This is a genomic window from Stenotrophomonas sp. STK17_22 (assembly GCF_051983905.1).
Lineage (GTDB): Bacteria > Pseudomonadota > Gammaproteobacteria > Xanthomonadales > Xanthomonadaceae > Stenotrophomonas > Stenotrophomonas maltophilia_A.
In genome coordinates this window covers 1,198,930-1,216,670 of the sequence record NZ_CP197010.1, presented here as the reverse complement: position 1 = coordinate 1,216,670, position 17,741 = coordinate 1,198,930, and the positions used below count along the sequence as shown (strand labels likewise).

General features: G+C 64.8%; 18 protein-coding genes. 8 read left to right on the top strand and 10 right to left on the bottom strand.

Going from position 1 to position 17,741, the window contains the following annotated elements; genetic code table 11:
• Genes ACSYS9_RS05495 through ACSYS9_RS05485 form a run of 3 tightly spaced genes read left to right on the top strand, consistent with a single transcriptional unit; the run spans position 1 to position 2,323 of the window.
• Positions 1 to 1,125, top strand: coding sequence for a Gfo/Idh/MocA family protein (locus tag ACSYS9_RS05495; protein ID WP_071227789.1), 1,125 nt, complete (start codon positions 1 to 3; stop codon positions 1,123 to 1,125).
• Positions 1,126 to 1,144: 19 nt separating this feature from the next.
• Positions 1,145 to 2,008 carry a sugar phosphate isomerase/epimerase family protein gene (locus ACSYS9_RS05490; RefSeq protein WP_071227790.1) on the top strand — a complete coding sequence of 288 codons (864 nt, stop codon included), beginning with the start codon at positions 1,145 to 1,147 and terminating at the stop codon, positions 2,006 to 2,008.
• An 18-nt stretch (positions 2,009 to 2,026) separates the two neighbouring features.
• Positions 2,027 to 2,323, top strand: a complete 297-nt coding sequence (locus tag ACSYS9_RS05485; protein ID WP_071227791.1) for a c-type cytochrome — start codon at positions 2,027 to 2,029, stop codon at positions 2,321 to 2,323.
• A gap of 30 nt (positions 2,324 to 2,353) precedes the next feature.
• Here the strand turns inward: ACSYS9_RS05485 and ACSYS9_RS05480 are convergent, their stop codons facing one another.
• From ACSYS9_RS05480 to ACSYS9_RS05455, 6 genes are all read right to left on the bottom strand, one after another.
• Positions 2,354 to 3,097 carry a 3-keto-disaccharide hydrolase gene (locus tag ACSYS9_RS05480; protein WP_256200895.1) on the bottom strand — a complete coding sequence of 248 codons (744 nt, stop codon included), beginning with the start codon at positions 3,095 to 3,097 and terminating at the stop codon, positions 2,354 to 2,356.
• A 14-nt stretch (positions 3,098 to 3,111) separates the two neighbouring features.
• The gene (locus ACSYS9_RS05475; protein WP_071227793.1) at positions 3,112 to 3,687 is read right to left on the bottom strand and encodes a gluconate 2-dehydrogenase subunit 3 family protein; all 576 of its coding nucleotides are present in this window, start codon (positions 3,685 to 3,687) and stop codon (positions 3,112 to 3,114) included.
• Positions 3,687 to 5,372 carry a GMC oxidoreductase gene (locus ACSYS9_RS05470; protein WP_071227794.1) on the bottom strand — a complete coding sequence of 562 codons (1,686 nt, stop codon included), beginning with the start codon at positions 5,370 to 5,372 and terminating at the stop codon, positions 3,687 to 3,689. The genes ACSYS9_RS05475 and ACSYS9_RS05470 overlap by 1 nt, the downstream gene beginning before the upstream one ends.
• 27 nt (positions 5,373 to 5,399) lie before the next feature.
• Positions 5,400 to 6,296 (bottom strand): hydroxypyruvate isomerase family protein, encoded by an 897-nt coding sequence (locus ACSYS9_RS05465; RefSeq protein WP_071227795.1) that lies wholly within the window; start codon positions 6,294 to 6,296, stop codon positions 5,400 to 5,402.
• Positions 6,297 to 6,497: 201 nt separating this feature from the next.
• The gene (locus tag ACSYS9_RS05460) at positions 6,498 to 7,073 is read right to left on the bottom strand and encodes a single-stranded DNA-binding protein (RefSeq protein WP_010483495.1); all 576 of its coding nucleotides are present in this window, start codon (positions 7,071 to 7,073) and stop codon (positions 6,498 to 6,500) included.
• Between the two features lie 170 nt (positions 7,074 to 7,243).
• The gene (locus ACSYS9_RS05455; RefSeq protein ID WP_071227796.1) at positions 7,244 to 7,639 is read right to left on the bottom strand and encodes a hypothetical protein; all 396 of its coding nucleotides are present in this window, start codon (positions 7,637 to 7,639) and stop codon (positions 7,244 to 7,246) included.
• 138 nt (positions 7,640 to 7,777) lie between these two features.
• Here ACSYS9_RS05455 and ACSYS9_RS05450 point away from each other — a divergent pair, with 138 nt between their 5' ends.
• The 3 genes from ACSYS9_RS05450 to ACSYS9_RS05440 all read left to right on the top strand — a co-directional run bounded on the left by ACSYS9_RS05450 (position 7,778) and on the right by ACSYS9_RS05440 (position 13,441).
• On the top strand, positions 7,778 to 8,809 hold the full coding sequence (locus tag ACSYS9_RS05450) for a LacI family DNA-binding transcriptional regulator (RefSeq protein ID WP_049397657.1): 1,032 nt from the start codon (positions 7,778 to 7,780) through the stop codon (positions 8,807 to 8,809).
• A 132-nt stretch (positions 8,810 to 8,941) separates the two neighbouring features.
• Entirely contained in the window at positions 8,942 to 9,844 is a 903-nt protein-coding gene (locus tag ACSYS9_RS05445; protein ID WP_071227797.1) for an ABC transporter ATP-binding protein, read from the top strand.
• A gap of 12 nt (positions 9,845 to 9,856) precedes the next feature.
• Positions 9,857 to 13,441 (top strand): ABC transporter permease/M1 family aminopeptidase, encoded by a 3,585-nt coding sequence (locus ACSYS9_RS05440; RefSeq protein WP_071227798.1) that lies wholly within the window; start codon positions 9,857 to 9,859, stop codon positions 13,439 to 13,441.
• 115 nt (positions 13,442 to 13,556) lie between these two features.
• On the opposite strand, the gene ACSYS9_RS05435 is transcribed toward ACSYS9_RS05440, so the two are convergent.
• Positions 13,557 to 13,844, bottom strand: coding sequence for a hypothetical protein (locus tag ACSYS9_RS05435; protein WP_256200896.1), 288 nt, complete (start codon positions 13,842 to 13,844; stop codon positions 13,557 to 13,559).
• A 236-nt stretch (positions 13,845 to 14,080) separates the two neighbouring features.
• On the opposite strand from ACSYS9_RS05435, the gene ACSYS9_RS05430 reads away from it, so the two are divergent.
• The gene (locus ACSYS9_RS05430) at positions 14,081 to 14,980 is read left to right on the top strand and encodes a hypothetical protein (RefSeq protein ID WP_143048171.1); all 900 of its coding nucleotides are present in this window, start codon (positions 14,081 to 14,083) and stop codon (positions 14,978 to 14,980) included.
• A gap of 10 nt (positions 14,981 to 14,990) precedes the next feature.
• Complete coding sequence (locus ACSYS9_RS05425) at positions 14,991 to 15,365, top strand: hypothetical protein (protein ID WP_049422733.1); 375 nt, start codon at positions 14,991 to 14,993, stop codon at positions 15,363 to 15,365.
• Positions 15,366 to 15,493: 128 nt separating this feature from the next.
• On the opposite strand, the gene ACSYS9_RS05420 is transcribed toward ACSYS9_RS05425, so the two are convergent.
• The 3 genes from ACSYS9_RS05420 to ACSYS9_RS05410 all read right to left on the bottom strand — a co-directional run bounded on the left by ACSYS9_RS05420 (position 15,494) and on the right by ACSYS9_RS05410 (position 17,475).
• Positions 15,494 to 15,952, bottom strand: coding sequence for a GNAT family N-acetyltransferase (locus ACSYS9_RS05420; protein WP_071227801.1), 459 nt, complete (start codon positions 15,950 to 15,952; stop codon positions 15,494 to 15,496).
• Between the two features lie 115 nt (positions 15,953 to 16,067).
• A complete protein-coding gene (locus tag ACSYS9_RS05415) occupies positions 16,068 to 16,454 on the bottom strand; it encodes an SseB family protein (RefSeq protein WP_071227802.1) in 387 nt (128 codons plus the stop codon).
• Positions 16,455 to 16,512: 58 nt separating this feature from the next.
• Positions 16,513 to 17,475 (bottom strand): IS110 family transposase, encoded by a 963-nt coding sequence (locus ACSYS9_RS05410; protein WP_132808894.1) that lies wholly within the window; start codon positions 17,473 to 17,475, stop codon positions 16,513 to 16,515.
• Positions 17,476 to 17,741: the final 266 nt, after the last annotated feature.

Genomic DNA, 17,741 nt, shown 5'->3' with positions numbered 1-17,741 from the left:
ATGCCAAAGCTTGGAATCGCCATCATCGGCGCCGGCATGATCGGTACCGTGCATCGCCGTGCGGCATTGCTGGCGGGTGCCGAGGTACGCGGCGTCGCCGCTTCGTCAGCGCAGCGCGCGCGTGAGATGGCGCAGCTGTGGAATGTTCCGCGCGCCTACCAGCACATCGAAGAGGTGATCGCCGATCCGCAGGTGCAGGTGGTGCACGTGTGCACGCCCAATCATCTGCACCGCGCGATGGCACAGGCCGCACTCGAAGCCGGCAAGCACGTGATCTGCGAGAAACCGCTGGCAACGACGTTGGACGATGCGCAGGCGCTGGCGGCGTTGGCCGCCTCGACCGGCTTGGTTGCCACGGTCCCCTTCGTCTACCGCTACCACCCGGTGGTGCGCGAGGCACGCGCACGCATCGCCGAAGGCGATCTGGGGCCGCTGCACCTGATCCACGGCAGCTACCTGCAGGACTGGCTGCTGGACCCGGCCAGCAACAACTGGCGCGTGGACCCGGCGCTGGGTGGCGCATCGCGCGTGTTCGCCGACATCGGCTCGCACTGGTGCGACCTGGTGGAATGGGTCAGCGGCGAGCGCTTCGCCGAAGTGAACGCGGCATTCGCCACGGTGATCGCCGAGCGCGGCGCCGTCAGCGGGCAGAGTTTCAGCACGCCAATGGCAGCCAGCGCGATGCAGGCCGTCATGAGCGAGGACGTTGCCGCGGCGATGTTCAGGACCGGCGCCGGTACGCTGGCGTCATTGACGGTCAGCCAGGTCTCGGCCGGGCGCCACAACCGCCTCTGGTTCGAGATCGATGGCGCAAAGGCCAGCGTGGCCTTCAACCAGGAGGATGCCGAGCGGCTGTGGATCGGCCTGCCCGACCAACGCGAGGAGATCTTCGTGCGCGGACCAGGCGCCGGCAGTGCCGATCAACGCCGCCTTTCCGTGCTGCCGGCCGGACACGCTCAGGGCTACGCCCAGTGCTTCGAAGCGTTTGTCGCCGACACCTATCGCGCCATCGAGGGCGAGCGGCCGCAGGGCCTGCCCACCTTCAAGGACGGCCTGCGCTCGGCGCAGATCGTCGATCGTGTCATTGCATCAGCCAGGTCGCGTGCCTGGACCACCATCGGTTGAAACCCGGGAGGATCTGTTGATGAAAGCCCTTGTCCATGGAACTGCAAGCCTCATTCTGCTGCTCGCTGCCCTGCCCGCTTTCGCAGTCGAAGCCGCCAGCACGCAGCAACCGATCGCGGTGCAGATGTACACCCTGCGCGATGCCGGCTCGCTCGAGCAGCAGTTGAAGATCGTCCACGACGCAGGCGTCCATGCGGTGGAAACGGTCGGCACGCAGAACACCAGCGCCGCCGAGCTCAAGCAGCTGCTGGACCGGTATTCGATCAAGGCAATTTCATCGCATGTGCCGCTGGCCGAGCTGCGCAGCAACCTGGATGGGGTGGTGACCTTCAACCGGTCGATCGGCAACACGACGCTGGTGGTGCCGTACCTGGACAAGAAGGATCGTCCGAGCGATGCCGCCGGCTGGACCGCCCTGGGCCAGGAACTGGGCCGCATCGCAAAGCAGGTGCGCGGCAAGGGCATGCGCCTGGCCTACCACAACCACGATTTCGAACTGGTCGACTTTGATGGCAGGACCGGACTGGAACTGCTGTTCGCCGCCGCCGGTCCCGACCTGCAGACCGAGCTGGACCTGGCCTGGGTCGCGCGTGCAGGCCTGGACCCGGCAGTGATGCTGGCAAAGTTCCGCGGCCACGTATTCGCGGTGCACGCCAAGGACAATGCACCGAAGGGCCAGGCCCAGGACGAAGGCGGATTCGCCGCGGTTGGCCGGGGCGTGCTGGACTGGAACGCGATCCTGCCTGCTGCGGCAGCCGCCGGCGTGCATTGGTACATCATCGAGCACGACCAGCCACGCGATCCGGCCAAGATCATCCAGACCGGTGCGGACTATCTGCGTGAACACCTGACCACCAACGTGCCCGCCCGTGCGCGGCGCTGACGCATCAAGGAGCCCCACATGAAAATGATCCTGGCAACGGCGGTGGCCCTGGGTGGCATGAGCGTTGCGACGGCCGCCTGGTGCAAGGACGATCCTGCTGCGGGTGCAAAGCTCTACACCGCGAACTGCGTGGCCTGCCACGGCGCCGATCGTGCGGGCATGCCGGGCGCGTTTCCGGCGCTCACCGACATCGGCAAGCGCATGGCACCCGCACAGATCAAGGAAAAGATCAGCAAGGGCGGCGGCTTGATGCCACCCTTCTCCCAGCTGTCGCAACAGGAAATCGATGACATCGCCAGTTACCTGGCGAAGTAAGCGGCCGGCAACCACGCCGGCTGTGTGCCACTACAGCTCGCGCACCCAGATGTTGCGGTAGCTGACCTTGGCGTCGTGCTCCTGCAGGTAGAGCGGCGCACACCCATGCGGCGCGTACGAAGGCGCGCCGATGTACTCGGTCTTGCCCGCCAGCACAGTGTCGTCCTGCACCAGCACGCCGTTGTGCAGCACCGTGATGCGCGCGGGCGACACAAGTCCACCGCCCTGCGAGAAGCGCGGCGCCTTCCAGAGGATGTCGTAGGCCTGCCACTCACCCGGTGCGCGCGAGGCGTTCACCAACGGCATGGCCTGCTTGTAGATCGAGCCCGCCTGGCCATTGGCATAGGTCGGGTTGTTGTAGCTGTCGAGCACCTGCAGCTCATACAGCTCCTGCAGGAAGATGCCGCTGTTGCCGCGGTTCTGCCCGTCGAAGCCCTTCGTGTCGGTAGGCGTGCGCCACTCGACATGCAGCTGGACGTCGCAGAAGCGTTGCCTGGTGCGAATGCCCTTGCTGCCGGGCACGACGGTCATGGCGCCATCGGCAACCTTCCAGGACACGCCTCCGCCCTGCTCCGACTCCCACGCGGAGACATCCTTGCCATCGAACAGCACGATTGCGTCGGACGGTGCCTTGCCTGGCGGCGTGGCAACGGTCGCAGGCACCGGCGTCCACACCTCGGTCTTCTTCGGATCGCGCGCGGCGTCGGCACCGTTCTGCGCGAACACGGGTGCGGCGGCCAGCACGGTGGCCGCAATCAGCAGCGGCTTGATCATCCTGTTGCGCTCCATCAGCTGGTCCCCCAGGCGGGCGTGCCGGGAACATAAGCAAGATCGCCGTCGTAGCGCCCCGGCACGGCAACGTACTGCAGCACCCCGGTCGCGCCGACCTTGGAGGTGAAGAAGCCGAAGATGGCCAGCTGCTTGAGCATCGTGAAGTAGTGCGGCATCGCCTCGCCCTCCTCAGGCGTACCTGTTTCAGTCACATCGGCATGTCGTGCCTTGGCTTCGGCGTCCAGCGTGCGCAGCAATTCGGTGCGGGCTTCCGGCGTGAGCGACACAAAGCGGCCGCCGGCGCGTTTGTCGATGTCGGCCAGCCCTGCGCGGAACGTCGCCTGCTGCCGGGCGGTGTAGCAGTCGTTGACGAAGGTCGCCATGAACAGACCAGCGCCCGCGTCTTTCGCCCCTGGTGTCCGGGTCCGCGGCAGGATGGTCTCGGCGATCTCGTCCAGCGTGCCGACATCGGCGTCGGAGAAATGGAGCTTCGCAGCGGCGGCCGGCGCCTGCCCTTGCACGAGCGCAGGCAGGCCGACCATGGCCGCCCCCGTGGCGGCGACGATCATTTTCAGAAGTTCGCGGCGATCCATCAGAGGTTCCCCGCTTTCAGTTCGCGCACCGCATGGTCGGCGGCCCGGGCCGTCAGCGCCATGTAGGTCAGCGAAGGATTCACGCAGGCGCTGGAGGTCATGCAGGCACCGTCGGTGACATACACGTTGGGCGCATCCCAGACCTGGTTGTGCTGGTTCAACACCGAACTCTTCCGATCACGCCCCATGCGCGCGGTCCCCATCTCGTGGATGCCCTTGCCCGGGGCATAGTCGTTGTCGTGCATCTTCACGTCCTTGACGCCGGCCGCCTCCAGCATCTCTGCGGCATCGGCGGCCATGTCCTTGCGCATCGCCAGTTCGTTGGCGCGCATGGCAACGTCCATCGCCAGCACCGGCAAGCCCCACTTGTCCTTGCGGTCGTGGTCCAGGCGGATCGTATTGTCGTGGTGCGGCAGCATTTCACCGAAGCCGGTCATGCCGATACGCCAGTCACCCGGCACGGTCAGCGCCTCCTTCAGGTCTGCACCGATGTTCAGCTCGGCGATCTCGCGCGACCAGCCGGTGCGGCTTGCGCCGCCCTGGTAGCCGAACCCGCGCAGGTAACCGCGTTTGTCAGCCGCGACGTTGCGGAACCGCGGAATGTAGAAGCCGCAGGGGCGACGCCCGAAGTAATACTTGTCTTCGTAGCCCTCGACCCGGCCCGAGGCACCTGCACCGAAATGATGATCCATCACGTTGTGCCCGAGCTCGCCCGACGATGAGCCCAGCCCGCCCTCCCACACATCGGTGGCCGAGTTCATCAGCAGCCAGGTCGAGTTGAAGGACGATGCGTTGAGGAAGATGACCTTGGCCATGTACTGATAGGTCTGCCCGGTCTCGGCGTCGATCACCTCCGCCCCGCGGGCACGCTTGCGGTCCTTGTCGTAGAGCACTTCCTTGACGATCGAGAACGGCCGCAAGGTCAGGTTGCCGGTCTTCATCGCCGCCGGCAGTGTCGCTGCCTGGGTGGAAAAATAAGCGCCGAAAGGGCAACCCAGGATGCACTTGTTGCGGTACTGGCAGTTGACGCGGCCCTGTTCGGGCATGGGCTTGGTGATGTTGGCGGTACGCGAGTGGATCATGTGCCGGGTGCCGCCGAACGCCTTTTTGATCCGTGCGGCCACGTCCTTCTCGACGATGTTCAACGGGATCGGCGGCAGGAACTCACCATCCGGCAACACGTCCAGCCCTTCGCGCGTACCAGCGATACCTGCGAATTTCTCCACGTAGTCGTACCACGGCGCGATATCGGCGTAGCGGATGGGCCAATCGGCTGCGATGCCGTCCTTGAGATTCGCCTCGAAGTCCAGGTCGGAGAAGCGATAGCTCTGCCGGCCCCACAACAATGAGCGGCCGCCGACGTGATAGCCGCGGAACCAATCGAAGCGCTTGGTCTCGACGTAGGGCGAGTCCTGTTCGTTGGCCCACATCCCTTCCAGGTTCTCGGCCAGGCCATAGTCGCGCATCAGCACCGGGAAGTCGGCCTTCATCGCCTGCGTTGGCCGGTTTCGGTGCGGGAAGTCCCACGCCTCCTTCATCGCGTTGACGTAGTCCTTGACGTGCTCGATGTTGCGTCCGCGTTCCAGCATCAGGACCTTCAGGCCCTTCTCGGTCAGCTCCTTCGCTGCCCAACCGCCACTGATTCCCGAGCCAACAACAATGGCGTCGTAGTGATTATCTGCCATGGGTTTCTCACCTGGGTGGATATCGTTTCAGACGTCGCAGAGGCGGATCGCCTCGCGCAATGAGGCAACGGGATCGGGCGCTGCAGGCGTGAACTCCTGCGCCAGATACCCCTTGAAACCGGTGTCGCGGATCGCGCGACAGATGGCCGGATAGTGGAGCTCCTGCTGGTCTCCGATCTCGTTCCGGCCAGGCACGCCTGCGGTGTGATAATGCTTGAAGCAGGCGTGATGCTTGCCGATGGTGGCGATGATGTCGCCCTCCATGATCTGCATGTGGTAGATGTCGTAGAGCAGGCCGAAGTTGTCCGAGCCGAGCCGCTGGCACAGCTCCACGCCCCAGGCCGAGTGGTCGCACAGGTAGTCGCGATGATCGACCTTGGAATTCAGCAGTTCCATCACCAGCACCACCCCGCGCTTCTCGGCATGCCCGAGGATGCGCTTGAGGCCGGCCTCGGCATTGGCCATGCCTTCGGCGGGGTCCATGCCGTTGCGATTACCGGAGAAGCAGATCAGGTTGCGGTAGCCGGCGTCAGCCACCAGGTCGATGTGCTGCGTGTAGCGCTCCACCAGCTGGTCGTGGAATTCGCGGCCGGCAAAGCCCTTGGTCAGGCCCAGCTCTGCGCCGTTGCACATCGAGCTGTACACGCCATGGGCCTTCAGCGTCGGCCAGTCCTCCGGACCGACAAGGTCGATCGCGGCGAAGCCGATGTCTTTTACCGTCGTGCAGAGCTGGGCAACCGACAGCTGCGGGAAGGTCCAGCGAGCAACGGAATGTTTCAAATTGCCCTTGAGCGCTGCGGTGGCGGCGAATGCAGGCAACGCTCCCGCAGTACCCAGAGCTACGCCTCCAGCAACCGCCATGCGCAACGCATCGCGCCGCGTGAGGCCCGCCGCCGGGGCCGGTCTGATCGAATGGATGGACATCCACCTTCCGGCCTCCCAACCGGTATCAAACGCAACGATTCACAGCAATGCAATCGATTGCACCATAGGGGAGGAAATTGTCTGTTTGCAAGTCGCGGTGCACGAAAACCGATGCTGCGGGGCACAACTCCGAAGGGATTCCGGAAAAAGAAAAGCCCCGCATGAGCGGGGCTTTCTATTCTGCTGCGAACGAGCGTTCGATCAGAACGGAATATCGTCGTCAGCAAAGTCGTCCATCGGCGGCGCCTGCTGCGGCTGCGGGCGCTGGTTGCCACCCTGGTTGCCGTAACCGCCGCCCTGGTTGCCGCCCTGGTTGCCATAGCCACCGCCCTGGCCGCCACGCTGGCCGCCGCCACCGCCGCCGTACTCCTGGCGCGGGGCCTGCTGGCGCTGAGGACGATCGCCGCCGTAGTTGCCACCACCGCCACCGCCGCCGCCTTCACCACGGCCGCCCAGCATCTGCATTTCATCGGCAACGATGTCGGTGGAGTACTTCTCCACGCCGTCCTGGCCGGTGTACTTGTCGTAGCGCAGGCTGCCTTCGACGTAGACCGAGCTGCCCTTGCGCAGGTACTCGCCGGCGATCTCGCCGAGCTTGCCGAAGAACACCACGCGGTGCCATTCGGTACGTTCCTGCTGGTTGCCATCCTTGTCCTTGCGGACGCTGGTGGTGGCCAGGCTGATGCGGGTGATCGCCATGCCGCTCTGGGTGTACTTCACGTCCGGGTCGTTGCCGAGGTTGCCGACCAGGATGACTTTGTTGATGCCGCGCGCCATAGATGGATTCTTCCGTTGTCCGGGGCTGGACCAGTGATAGCACACCCGACGGGGTGCCGATACGCTGGACCTCCCACGGTTGCGAATGGGGGATATCGGAACGAGGCATCTTACCATTCCCTTCGCCCCCGGCCCGTCGGGAATCCGGCCGATCCGGGTCGGAACCGGCCTCAACGAAGCAGGGGACGATCCAGCAGCAGGCCGGTGACCCGCGTAACCTCCCCCACCGCCACCACCTTGGGCCCTTCATGGCAGTGGAAGCGCACGCCCGGCTGGATACGCTCCCGGTGCAACCCCGCCCTCAGCACCTCATTGACCACGGTCAGGCCCGCCAGAAGGGGCTCGCCCACCGGCAGCGGCAGCTCGGTCGCCCAGCTGTCGCCCTCAGCGTGCCGGAAGTCGGGCCAGATCATGAACAGCTCGGGTGTCCCGGCGTCATCGGCGTAGGCGAAGTCCCAGCGGATACCGTTCCGGGCCGGGCTGCGTCGCCCGCCCTCCTCCGGCGCGAGGATACGGATCCGCGCCTCGAAATCATCCGGAACATCCGGGTACAGGCGAAAGGACACCGCTTGGCTCCATCAGGCTGTGGCACTGACCGTCGCACACCCGCGACCTTGACCACAAGCGGCGTCGGCCAGGACGGCCGGCAGCCACCGCATGGCATCATGCCCGGGCACCTTCCGCCTGCCCCCTTCCGCGTTCCCATGACGATCAAAGGCAAAGCCACCTCCCTGGACATCGCCCACCTGGCCGGGGTCTCCCAGCCGACCGTGTCGCGGGCGCTGCGTGGCAGCCCGATGGTCAACGCCGAGACCCGCGAGCGCATCCTGCGCATCGCCCGCGAGCTGAACTACAAGGTCGACAAGAACGCCTCCAGCCTGCGCCTGCGCAACGCCGGCACGCTGGCCCTCCTGTTCTTCGAAGACCCGACCAACGACGACTCGCTGATCAACCCGTTCTTCCACTCGATGCTGGGCTCGATCACCCGCGCCTGCGCCCTGCACGGGCAGGACCTGCTGGTCTCGTTCCAGCAGTTGTCCACCGACTGGCAGGCCGATTACGAGGACAGCAACAAGGCCGACGGCATCATCCTGCTCGGCTACGGCGACTACCACGAATCGCGCGACCGCCTGCAACGGCTGGTCGAACAGGGCACGCACTTCGTGCGCTGGGGCGCCGCCCTGCCCGGCCAGCCCGGCGTCTCGATCGGCAGCGACAACTTCCAGGGTGGGCATGACATCACCACCCACCTGCTGCAGCAGGGCTGCCGCCGCATCGCCTTCCTCGGCCATGCCTCCAGCCATTACCCCGAATTCCAGGAACGCTACCGCGGCCATGTCGCGGCCCTGCAGGACCACGGCCTGGCCGCCGAACCGGCGCTGCAGCACGATGCGATCACCACCGAGGCTTCCGGCCAGGAGGCCTGCCAAGTGCTGCTGGCGCGCGGTGAACCGATCGATGCGATCTGCGCCGCCAGCGACCTGATCGCCATCGGTGCGATGCGCGCCCTGCGCGAGACCGGCCTGCGGGTGCCACAGGACGTGGCGGTGACCGGCTTCGACGACATCCCGCTGGCGGCCTCGGTATCCCCGGCGCTGACCACCGTGCAGCAGGACACCAAGCAGGCCGGCCAGCTGCTGGTGGAGCGCCTGCTGGCACTGATCGGTCGCCAGCCGGTGGAGAGCCAGAGCATCCCGGTGAAGCTGGTGGTGCGGGAATCATCGCTGCGCCGCTAAGCGCCACCAGGCCTCCCGCCCCGCCCCAACGTGCGACGGCGGAATTCTCCCCCCCATGACCAACGGCGGATGCGCACGGAGGCTGATGCGCGGATAACGCGCAGACATCGCCCATGGAAAGGTGTACGTCGCATGCTGAAGATCGATTCGCTGTCCAAGACGTACGCCAACGGCGTGCATGCCCTCAACAACGTCACCCTGGACATCCCGCGCGGCATGTTCGGCCTGCTCGGCCCCAACGGCGCCGGCAAGTCGTCGCTGATGCGCACGCTGTCCACCCTGCAGGAGGCCGACAGCGGCACGGCTACCCTCACCATTCCAGGCGAGGCGCCGATCGACGTACTGCGCGACAAGGACGCGGTGCGCCGCCGGCTCGGCTACCTGCCGCAGGATTTCGGCGTGTACCCGAAAGTCAGCGCGCTGGACCTGCTGGAACATTTCGCGGTGCTCAAGGGCCTGACCCAGCGCGCGCAGCGCCGCGAGGTGGTCGATGGACTGCTGCAGCAGGTGAACCTGTGGGACGCCCGCAAGCGCAAGCTGGGCACCTACTCCGGCGGCATGCGCCAGCGCTTCGGCATTGCCCAGGCGTTGCTGGGTGACCCGCGGCTGGTGATCGTCGATGAACCCACCGCCGGCCTCGACCCGGAAGAGCGCAACCGCTTCCTCAACCTGCTGGCCGCCATCGGCGAGAACGTGGCGGTGATCCTGTCCACCCACATCGTCGAGGACGTAACCGATCTGTGCCCGACGATGGCGATCATGAACAAGGGCCAGGTGCTTCTGACCGGCCGCCCTGCCGAGGCCATCGACGCCCTGCAGCAGCAGGTCTGGCGCAAGCAGGTCGATCCTTCGGAACTGGCTGACCATGAAGCGCGCTACGTAGTGCTGTCGACCCGTCTGGTCGGTGGCCGCCCGGTGATCCACGTGCACAGTGCCAACGATCCCGGCGACGGCTTCGCGGCCGTGGCTCCCGACCTTGAGGACGTGTACTTCCAGCGCCTGCGCCTGCAGGCCCGTGCCCGCGCGGCAGCCTGAGCGGAGCACGCCATGATCCTCAACTTCTTCCGCTTCGAGCTGCGCGAGCAGCTGCGTTCCCCGCTGCTGTGGCTGCTGGCCGGGCTGTTCGCCCTGCTCGCCTTCGCCGCTGCCTCCAGCGACGCCGTGCAGATCGGTGGCGGCACCGGCAACGTGCACAGCAACGCGCCCACCGTGATCGCGCAGATGCTGGGCATCTTCACCCTGCTTGGCATGCTGGTCACCGCACTGTTCGTCAGCAACGCGCTGTTGCGTGACTTCGAACTCGGCACCGCCGAACTGATCTTCGCCAGCCCGGTGAAGCGCCGCGACTACCTGGCCGGGCGCATCGCCGCCGCCCTCGCCGCCGGCCTGCTGGTCTACGTTGTGATTGCGTTCGGCCTGTGGCTGGCGCCGTTCATGCCGTGGGTCGATCCCGAACGCATGGGGCCGATCAGCTGGCGGGGCTATGCCTGGACGTTCGCGGTCATCATCATTCCCAACCTGTTGTTCACCACGGCATTGCTGGCACTGCTGGCGGCGCTGACCCGTTCGATCCTGTGGGTCTACATCGGCCTGGTGGCCTACCTCGTGCTGTATGGCGTCAGTGCAGCCCTGCTGCGCGACATCGACAACACGTGGATCGCCGTGCTGAGCGAGCCGCTGGGCATGCGTGCACTGAGCCGCACCATCCGCTACTGGTCCACCGCCGAGCGCAACAGTGGGATTCCCGCACTGACCGGCTATCTGCTGGCCAACCGCGTCCTGTGGCTGGGCGTGGCCGCAGCGCTGTTCACCGCCACCTTCGCACTGTTCCGTACCGAGCGCAGCGGCAGCGGCCGCCGTCGCTGGGGCCGCAGGCAGTCGCAGCCGGCTGCCGACGCCAGCGCCGCCCGCCCGACCCGCGCAACGCTGCCGCGCGTGGTACCGGCGTTCACCGCCACCACGGCATGGCAGCAGTTCCTGCGCCAGGTCCGCTTCGATACACGCGGCGTGCTGCGCAGCGTGCCGTTCATCGTGCTGCTGGTACTGGGCCTGGCCAACTTCCTGCCCAGCGCGCTGTTCCGGCAGACGCTGTACGGCACCTCGATCTGGCCGGTCACCTCGCAGATGATCATGGGTCTGCAGGGGGCCTTCAGCTGGCTGCTGGTGATCATCGTGCTGTTCTTCGCCGGTGAGCTGGTCTGGAAGGAACGCAGTGCGCGCATCAATGAAGTGACCGATGCCATGCCGGTGCCGAACTGGGTGCCGCTGCTGGCCAAGTTCACCGCACTGCTGGCCGTGATCATCTGCTTCCAGGCCGCCGGCGCGCTGGCCGCGATGGGCGTGCAGCTGGCCAAGGGCTACACGCATCTGGAGCCACTGCTGTACCTGCGCAGCCTAGCGCTGGATTCGGTGGTCTACATCCTGATGGGGGGCCTGGCGCTGGTGCTGCAGGTGCTCACCAACAACAAGTTCGTCGGCTACGCACTGCTGATCGTGGTGATGATCGGCCAGGGTGTGCTCGGCCTGCTCGACTACACGCAGAACCTGTACAACTTCGGCAGCTGGCCCAACGCGCCCTATTCGGACATGAACGGCTACGGCCACTTCCTGACCGGGCAGCTGGCATTCCAGGGCTACTGGGCCCTGTTCCTGCTGACGTTGATGTGCCTGGCGTCAGCCTTCTGGGTACGAGGTGTCAGCCAGGGCCTGCGCCAGCGACTGGCCCTGGCCGGCCGCCGCCTGCGCGGTCCGACCGGCGTCTTTGCAGCGCTCGCAGCACTGGCCTTCATCGGTGTGGGCGGCTGGCTGTACTGGAGCACCAACATCCGCAACGAGTTCCTCTCGCCCGACCAGCAGCTGGACCTGCAGGCCCGCTACGAGCGCGAGCTGTCCAAGTACCGCAATCTGCCGCAGCCCCGCATCGTGGCGGTCGACAACCGCGTGGACCTGTTCCCGGAATCGCAGTCGATGGTGATCGATGCGAACTGGACGGTGCGCAACACGCATGCCGTGCCGATCCAGGACGTGCATGTCTCGATGGGCGACGACAAGCAGCTGGTCGCGGCTGACCTGGGTGGGCAGACCTTGTCGATGCATGACGCCGATCTCGGCTACCGCATCTACCGCCTGGCCGCGCCACTGCAACCGGGTGAAAGCCGCAACGTCCACTTCCGGGTGGTGCAGAAACCCAACGGCATCACCGCCGGCCAGGCGCCGAGCAACATCGTCGACAACGGCACGTTCTTCAACAGCCGCGTACTGCCGTCGTTCGGCTACAACGAAGGCGCCGAGATCAGCGACCGCAACGAGCGGCGCAAGCGCGGCCTGGGTGAGCCGCGGCGCATGCCCAAGCTGGAAGACGAAGCCGCGCGCGCCAACACCTACATTTCCAACGACGCCGACTGGCTCGATTTCCGCACCACGGTCTGCACCGCACCGGACCAGGTGGCGCTGGCGCCGGGCTACCTGCAGAAGGAGACCGCGGTGAATGGCCGCCGCTGCTTCAGCTACGCCATGGATCGGCCGATGCTGAACTTCTACGCCTATCTGTCGGCACGCTGGGAGGTGCGCAAGGCGAAGTACAAGGACATCCCGATCGAGGTCTACTTCGACCCGGCGCACGGCTACAACGTGGACCGGATGATCGAAGCGGTGCAGAAATCGCTGGCCTACTACGAAGCGAACTTCACCCCGTACCAGCATCGCCAGGTGCGCATCATCGAGTTCCCGGGTTATGCCCGCTTCGCGCAGTCGTTCGCCAACACCATCCCCTACTCCGAGGCCATCGGTTTCATCGCCGACCTGCGTGACCCGGACAAGGTGGACTACGTGTTCTACGTAACCGCGCACGAGATCGCGCACCAATGGTGGGCGCACCAGGTGATCGGTGCCAACGTGCAGGGCGCGACGGTGCTGTCCGAATCGCTTTCGCAGTATTCTGCACTGATGGTGATGGAGCAGGAGTACGGCCGCCAGCACATGCGCCAGTTCCTCAAGCGCGAACTGGACGGCTACCTGTCCGGCCGCGGCGGCGAGGCCATCGAGGAACAGCCGCTGGAACGTGTGGAGAACCAGCAGTACATCCACTACCAGAAGGGTTCGCTGGTGTTCTACCGGCTGCGCGAGGAAATCGGCGAGCAGGCGCTGAACCGTGCTCTGAAGCGCTTCCTGCAGGACAAGGGTTACCAGCAGCCGCCGTACACCACCTCACGCGAGCTGCTGGGCTACATCCGTGCCGAGACCCCGGCCGACCGCCAGCAGCTGGTCACCGACCTGTTCGAGAAGATCAGTTTCTACGACAACCGGGTGATGGCCGCCAGCGCCCGCAAGCGCGATGACGGCCGCTACGACGTAACCCTGGACCTGCACGCCGCCAAGCAGTACGCCGATGGCAAGGGCAAGGAGAGCGACGGCACGATGGATGACTGGGTCGAGATCGGCGTGTTCGCCAACGGGCCCTCCGGCAAGGAACGCGACCAGAAGGTGCTGTATCTGCAGCGCCACCACATCACCAGTGCCGAGCCGAAGATCACGGTGACGGTGGATGAAAAGCCGGATGAAGCAGGCTTCGATCCCTACAACAAGCTGATCGACCGGGTGAGCGATGACAACCGGCGCAAGGTGACGATGTGAGGCAACGGGGCGCCGGCCTGTCCGCCGGCGCTCCACGCAACACCTGCGGGCTTGGCTCGGCCTTACTGTAGTGCCGAGCCATGCTCGGCATACTGCCCACGGTGACCGCGAAGCTTCAGCGCACCGTCGCCTTCGGCCCCAGCAACGCCAGCAGCACGTAGACCACGATCGAGGCGACGGTGCCGAGCGCCGCCGGCAACCAGAATGCCCACGCCGAACGGCCCTGCTGGCGCGCCCACTGGGCCAGATGCCAGGCCGCGCCCAGATTGATCAGCCAGGCAATGACGAACACCGGCCACAGCACCATGCCCAGGGCGCGCAGCAGGGGCATGGAGACCAACGCGGCAACGATCGCCGCGATCAGGAAGATCAGGGCGGAGCGGGAATGGCGGGGTACAGCCATGGTCACGTTATCAGCCATCAGAAGATGAAGTCCGCTTCCAGAATAACGCTGACTGACATTGGGTGCAGCAGGGGTCAGATTGGATGCCTGACATCAAGATCCTCGGATCTCTGACGAACCGCACGGCGGATACCGATACGCGGCAGTCGCCACGAAGCGCAAGGTGAATGCGTGGGAACACCGTGGATCAGGAAGGTGTACCCGCAGGTACACCCACTCGTCCAAGGAGCCACTTTGTGAAAATGATCTCTGCAGCCACCTTGATTCTCGCAGGCTCCGTGCTTTCCCCGTTCGAGGCACACGCGGTCCAGGTAGTCACCTGTGGCAACTGCACTCAATCCTGGCAATACGAATCCGCTGGCGAGATGGCTCATGGGTTCCGTCGTGGCTGGGAGGCCTACCTCGTGGTCAACCCCAACACCGCCCAAGCGCTTTACGTCACCGTCAACTACATTCCTCCTGGCGAGGTTCCCAGACGCCTCCACCAGGCCCCTTCCCAGGGCGATCTGGGAGTCGCTGCCGACATCAACGTTCCAAGCTGGCGCCTACCGAGCCAACCGGTGCTGACCCGGTATGGGCAAGGTGACTTCGATAGCAGTTCACAGGGCCTGGCAGACGGCGATCGACTTCAGCTTGAAGCGATCGTCCGCATGTCGAAAGAATGGGTGTTCATAAAACCCGTAAACGACAGCGGCTACTTCTCAAGCCTGCATGTCGCAAACCAGTTCATCCCCGCAGTGGACGATGCTATCCGAATCGCGCACACCGCAAACAATCCAGCCTGGCAACACGGGCAGATCAATGGAAACCTCATTGGCTCACTCTTCCGGTCGCTCGAGTACTTCTTCGGGAGAGGCGTTGGCGGCTGCCTGCTGATGGACAACGGCGACACCGCTTGCTGGCAGATCAATCCAATGGCAAGAGGGGCGGCTCGACTGATCAAAGACACCGCCAGGGATGTTTTTGGCCAGGCATTGCCTGAATCAGACACCATCAGGAATGGGGGACAGATTGATATTGATATCGACAAGGGGGATTGGCCACGTGAGATCCGCTACAACTTTAGTGGCGGCTATTACCGATGCGGATCGATAAACGGAAAGCTGGACCGCTGCGAATGGGTCCGTCCCCGCTAGGAGTTCCGTCATGAAGATATGGTTGCAGTTGGGATCGCATTCCCTGGTCGCCATTGCGTTCTCGCTTCTGGGAGCCTTTCACATCACCCATGGACTACCCAGTCTGAAGCAGCAGTACAGCGATGATCTTGCGATGTCCATCCACATGCTTTTCGACGAGGATGGTGAAGCAAGATCCCAGGCTGAACTGCAGTCCAGAATCTCATCCCACATCGTTAACATGCTGTTGCTCTCAGCCAGCTCATCGGCAAAATCGGATGCGGACAATGAGCGTTTGGCAACAATCAGCAAACGCGTTCTCGCACAGGACCTCCTGCGATACATCGAGCGTGACGATGTACGACACAACGCTGTCCTCGTCGCGGGCAACCTGGCTGCCGATTGAGCATGCGATGTCCGAAGTCTCCAAGCCCTGAGGTCGCCCCTTTTCCGACAGCAGTGAGCCGGAGCTCCCAAGCTCATTCAACCGGCACATCCAGCTCACCGCCTGGACGAAGCACCAGGGCACTTCTCCTACAGCGAACGCACCATCACCAGCACACGGTGGCTGCGGTTGTCGGCTTCCTGCAGCGGCTTCCAGCCCAGCCGCGCGTACAGCCCACCATCCAGGGCCTCGGTCTGCAGATACAGGTCGGATACACCCATCCGCACCGCCTGCGCTGCTGCCTGCTCGACCAGGCCGCCAGCCAGCCCACGCCCGCGATGACTATCGGCCACGAACACGCTGCCCAGCCAGTGCTCGTACTGCGGGAAGGCCTGCATCTCCCGGCGCTTGAGCTGCACCGCACCGACCACCTGACCGTCATCGAAGGCAGCGATCAGGTGCGGGAAACCCTCGGCGTCCTGAGGTGTGTTCAGCCGCTGCAGTTCCTGTTCCAGCGACAGGCCGGCGTCGCGGCCCCATTCGGCGTGGTACCACCGGGCCAACTGCTGCCGTTCCGGTGCATCGGCGGGTAATACCCTGAATTCCATGGCAATGCCTCGATGGGGAAGCGTTCTGTAGAGTCGAGCCATGCTCGACTGATCTGGCACTGTGCGAAAGGCAGTCGAGCATGGCTCGACTTTACAAATATAGCGCGGTGGCGGTTCAGCCCTGGGCGAAGTCCTTCAGGATCTCGCCCACGCCGCTCGGCGAAATCTCAAAGCCCAGCGAAGTGCCCGGATTGATCACCACGCCATAGCCACCCGGCACGCGGCGCAGCACGTCCAGCATCAGCCAGCGGATCTGGTGATCGGCCTGCTGGCTGTAGATGCCCACCCGCGACGGGTCGGTGAACACGGCCACGTGCAGGGTGCCCTGCTTGTCGAACAGCAGCGGGTCGAAGCCGCTGCCGTCGGGAGTGACCAGGCTGCCGGTCAGCAGCACCACTTCCGAGGCGACGAAGGCCTCCATGAAGGCGCGGATCGGCACCGCCCCGTCCATCGCCGCCTTCAGCAGGGTTTCGATCGGGGTCTGCGGGGCGAGGTCGGTCATGGCGGTACGGCGGGGCGTGAGGGGTGCCTATTGTAGAGTCGAGATCCTATGTTCGTGGTCAAGCCTGCTGGAAGCAGGCTTGACCCACCTTCAGCATCGCCGGATCGAAGTCCCGGCCGCTTTTGAAGACACCCCAGGCGATCCTGGCCAGCTTTCTGGCCAGGATGTTGAAGACGGCGGTGCTGGGGTGACCGCGTTTTGACAGCTCGTCGTAGAGCGGTTGCCCCCGACGACACCGCTTGAGCCCCATGGCGGCCATGTAGAGCATCTGGCGCAGCACTGGCGCGCCCTGTTTGGACAGCCGACGCCGTCCCGTTCTGCCGCCAGACTCGTTAGGCCGGGGATCCAGGCCGGTGCAGGCGATCCACGCGTTGGCGTTGGCCAACGGCCAGCGCGTCATGTAGTAAATCAGGTGAGCGGCGACGGCGGGGCCGATACCAGGGATGGTCAACAGGCGCTTGTAGAGCGTGCCATGCTCTCCATCGCGACCCAAGCGCTGCAGTTCGCTTTCCAGCTCGGACAGCGTCCCAGCCAGAGCGCAGAACAGATCTGACAGCTCCCCGGGGGCACTTTTGCTTACCCCGAAGGATTGCTCCAGCCGCGCGCGTGTCTTTACCAGCGTCTGCCGCTTGCGCAGCAAATCGTGCATCTGCTGCTGCTCATCGGTACGCGGTACGTATTCACGCAGGCGATCGTTCTCCTTCTTCACGTACCGGGCGATCGCTTCGGCGTCCATGGCGTCCGTCTTGCCACGCGAGCCCGTCGCCCGGCCGTAGTGCTTGATCAGACGTGGATTGATCACATAGACAACGTGGCCTGCCTGGCCAGCCATCCGAGCCAACAACTCGTAGTACCGCCCCGTCGCCTCCATGCCAATCCGGCATCGCTGGGGCAAGGTGTTGAGCCACTGGGCTATGCCGGCCCGGGTGTTGGCGATCCTGTCGCCGGCCTTGCGGTCGGCCACTGCCGGTACGAACTCCTTGGAGTCCACGTCCACGCCAATATCGAGAGAATCAGACATTTGTACGGCTCCCAGCTATCTTTAAGGGGCTGGGGTGGTACCGCACCGACGTTAGCTTGCCTACATCGACGATCCCCTTTGGGGGCCGTACGATCCTTTATCGACGTTCGTGTGCGGGATGGGGATCGCTCGACTCGTCTGTCGGCTAGTATCCGCAGATGCATGCTTGACGGTCCCTCCACCCTGGCTCCTACATACCGCGTAGGAGCCGGGAGGAACATACAAGCTTGCTCGACTGCTCGAAAAGCGTGCCAACCAAGGTTGGC

What these genes read in the sequence shown, in the direction of transcription:
- ACSYS9_RS05495 (WP_071227789.1), top strand. Translation starts at nt 1, where the DNA reads ATGCCAAAGCTTGGAATCGCCATCATCGGCGCCGGCATGATCGGTACC.
- ACSYS9_RS05480 (WP_256200895.1), bottom strand. Translation starts at nt 3,097, where the DNA reads ATGATCAAGCCGCTGCTGATTGCGGCCACCGTGCTGGCCGCCGCACCC.
- ACSYS9_RS05465 (WP_071227795.1), bottom strand. Translation starts at nt 6,296, where the DNA reads ATGTCCATCCATTCGATCAGACCGGCCCCGGCGGCGGGCCTCACGCGG.
- ACSYS9_RS05410 (WP_132808894.1), bottom strand. Translation starts at nt 17,475, where the DNA reads ATGTCTGATTCTCTCGATATTGGCGTGGACGTGGACTCCAAGGAGTTC.
- ACSYS9_RS05450 (WP_049397657.1), top strand. Translation starts at nt 7,778, where the DNA reads ATGACGATCAAAGGCAAAGCCACCTCCCTGGACATCGCCCACCTGGCC.
- ACSYS9_RS05435 (WP_256200896.1), bottom strand. Translation starts at nt 13,844, where the DNA reads ATGGCTGTACCCCGCCATTCCCGCTCCGCCCTGATCTTCCTGATCGCG.
- ACSYS9_RS05485 (WP_071227791.1), top strand. Translation starts at nt 2,027, where the DNA reads ATGAAAATGATCCTGGCAACGGCGGTGGCCCTGGGTGGCATGAGCGTT.
- ACSYS9_RS05420 (WP_071227801.1), bottom strand. Translation starts at nt 15,952, where the DNA reads ATGGAATTCAGGGTATTACCCGCCGATGCACCGGAACGGCAGCAGTTG.
- ACSYS9_RS05490 (WP_071227790.1), top strand. Translation starts at nt 1,145, where the DNA reads ATGAAAGCCCTTGTCCATGGAACTGCAAGCCTCATTCTGCTGCTCGCT.
- ACSYS9_RS05425 (WP_049422733.1), top strand. Translation starts at nt 14,991, where the DNA reads ATGAAGATATGGTTGCAGTTGGGATCGCATTCCCTGGTCGCCATTGCG.
- ACSYS9_RS05440 (WP_071227798.1), top strand. Translation starts at nt 9,857, where the DNA reads ATGATCCTCAACTTCTTCCGCTTCGAGCTGCGCGAGCAGCTGCGTTCC.
- ACSYS9_RS05460 (WP_010483495.1), bottom strand. Translation starts at nt 7,073, where the DNA reads ATGGCGCGCGGCATCAACAAAGTCATCCTGGTCGGCAACCTCGGCAAC.
- ACSYS9_RS05415 (WP_071227802.1), bottom strand. Translation starts at nt 16,454, where the DNA reads ATGACCGACCTCGCCCCGCAGACCCCGATCGAAACCCTGCTGAAGGCG.
- ACSYS9_RS05475 (WP_071227793.1), bottom strand. Translation starts at nt 3,687, where the DNA reads ATGGATCGCCGCGAACTTCTGAAAATGATCGTCGCCGCCACGGGGGCG.
- ACSYS9_RS05445 (WP_071227797.1), top strand. Translation starts at nt 8,942, where the DNA reads ATGCTGAAGATCGATTCGCTGTCCAAGACGTACGCCAACGGCGTGCAT.
- ACSYS9_RS05470 (WP_071227794.1), bottom strand. Translation starts at nt 5,372, where the DNA reads ATGGCAGATAATCACTACGACGCCATTGTTGTTGGCTCGGGAATCAGT.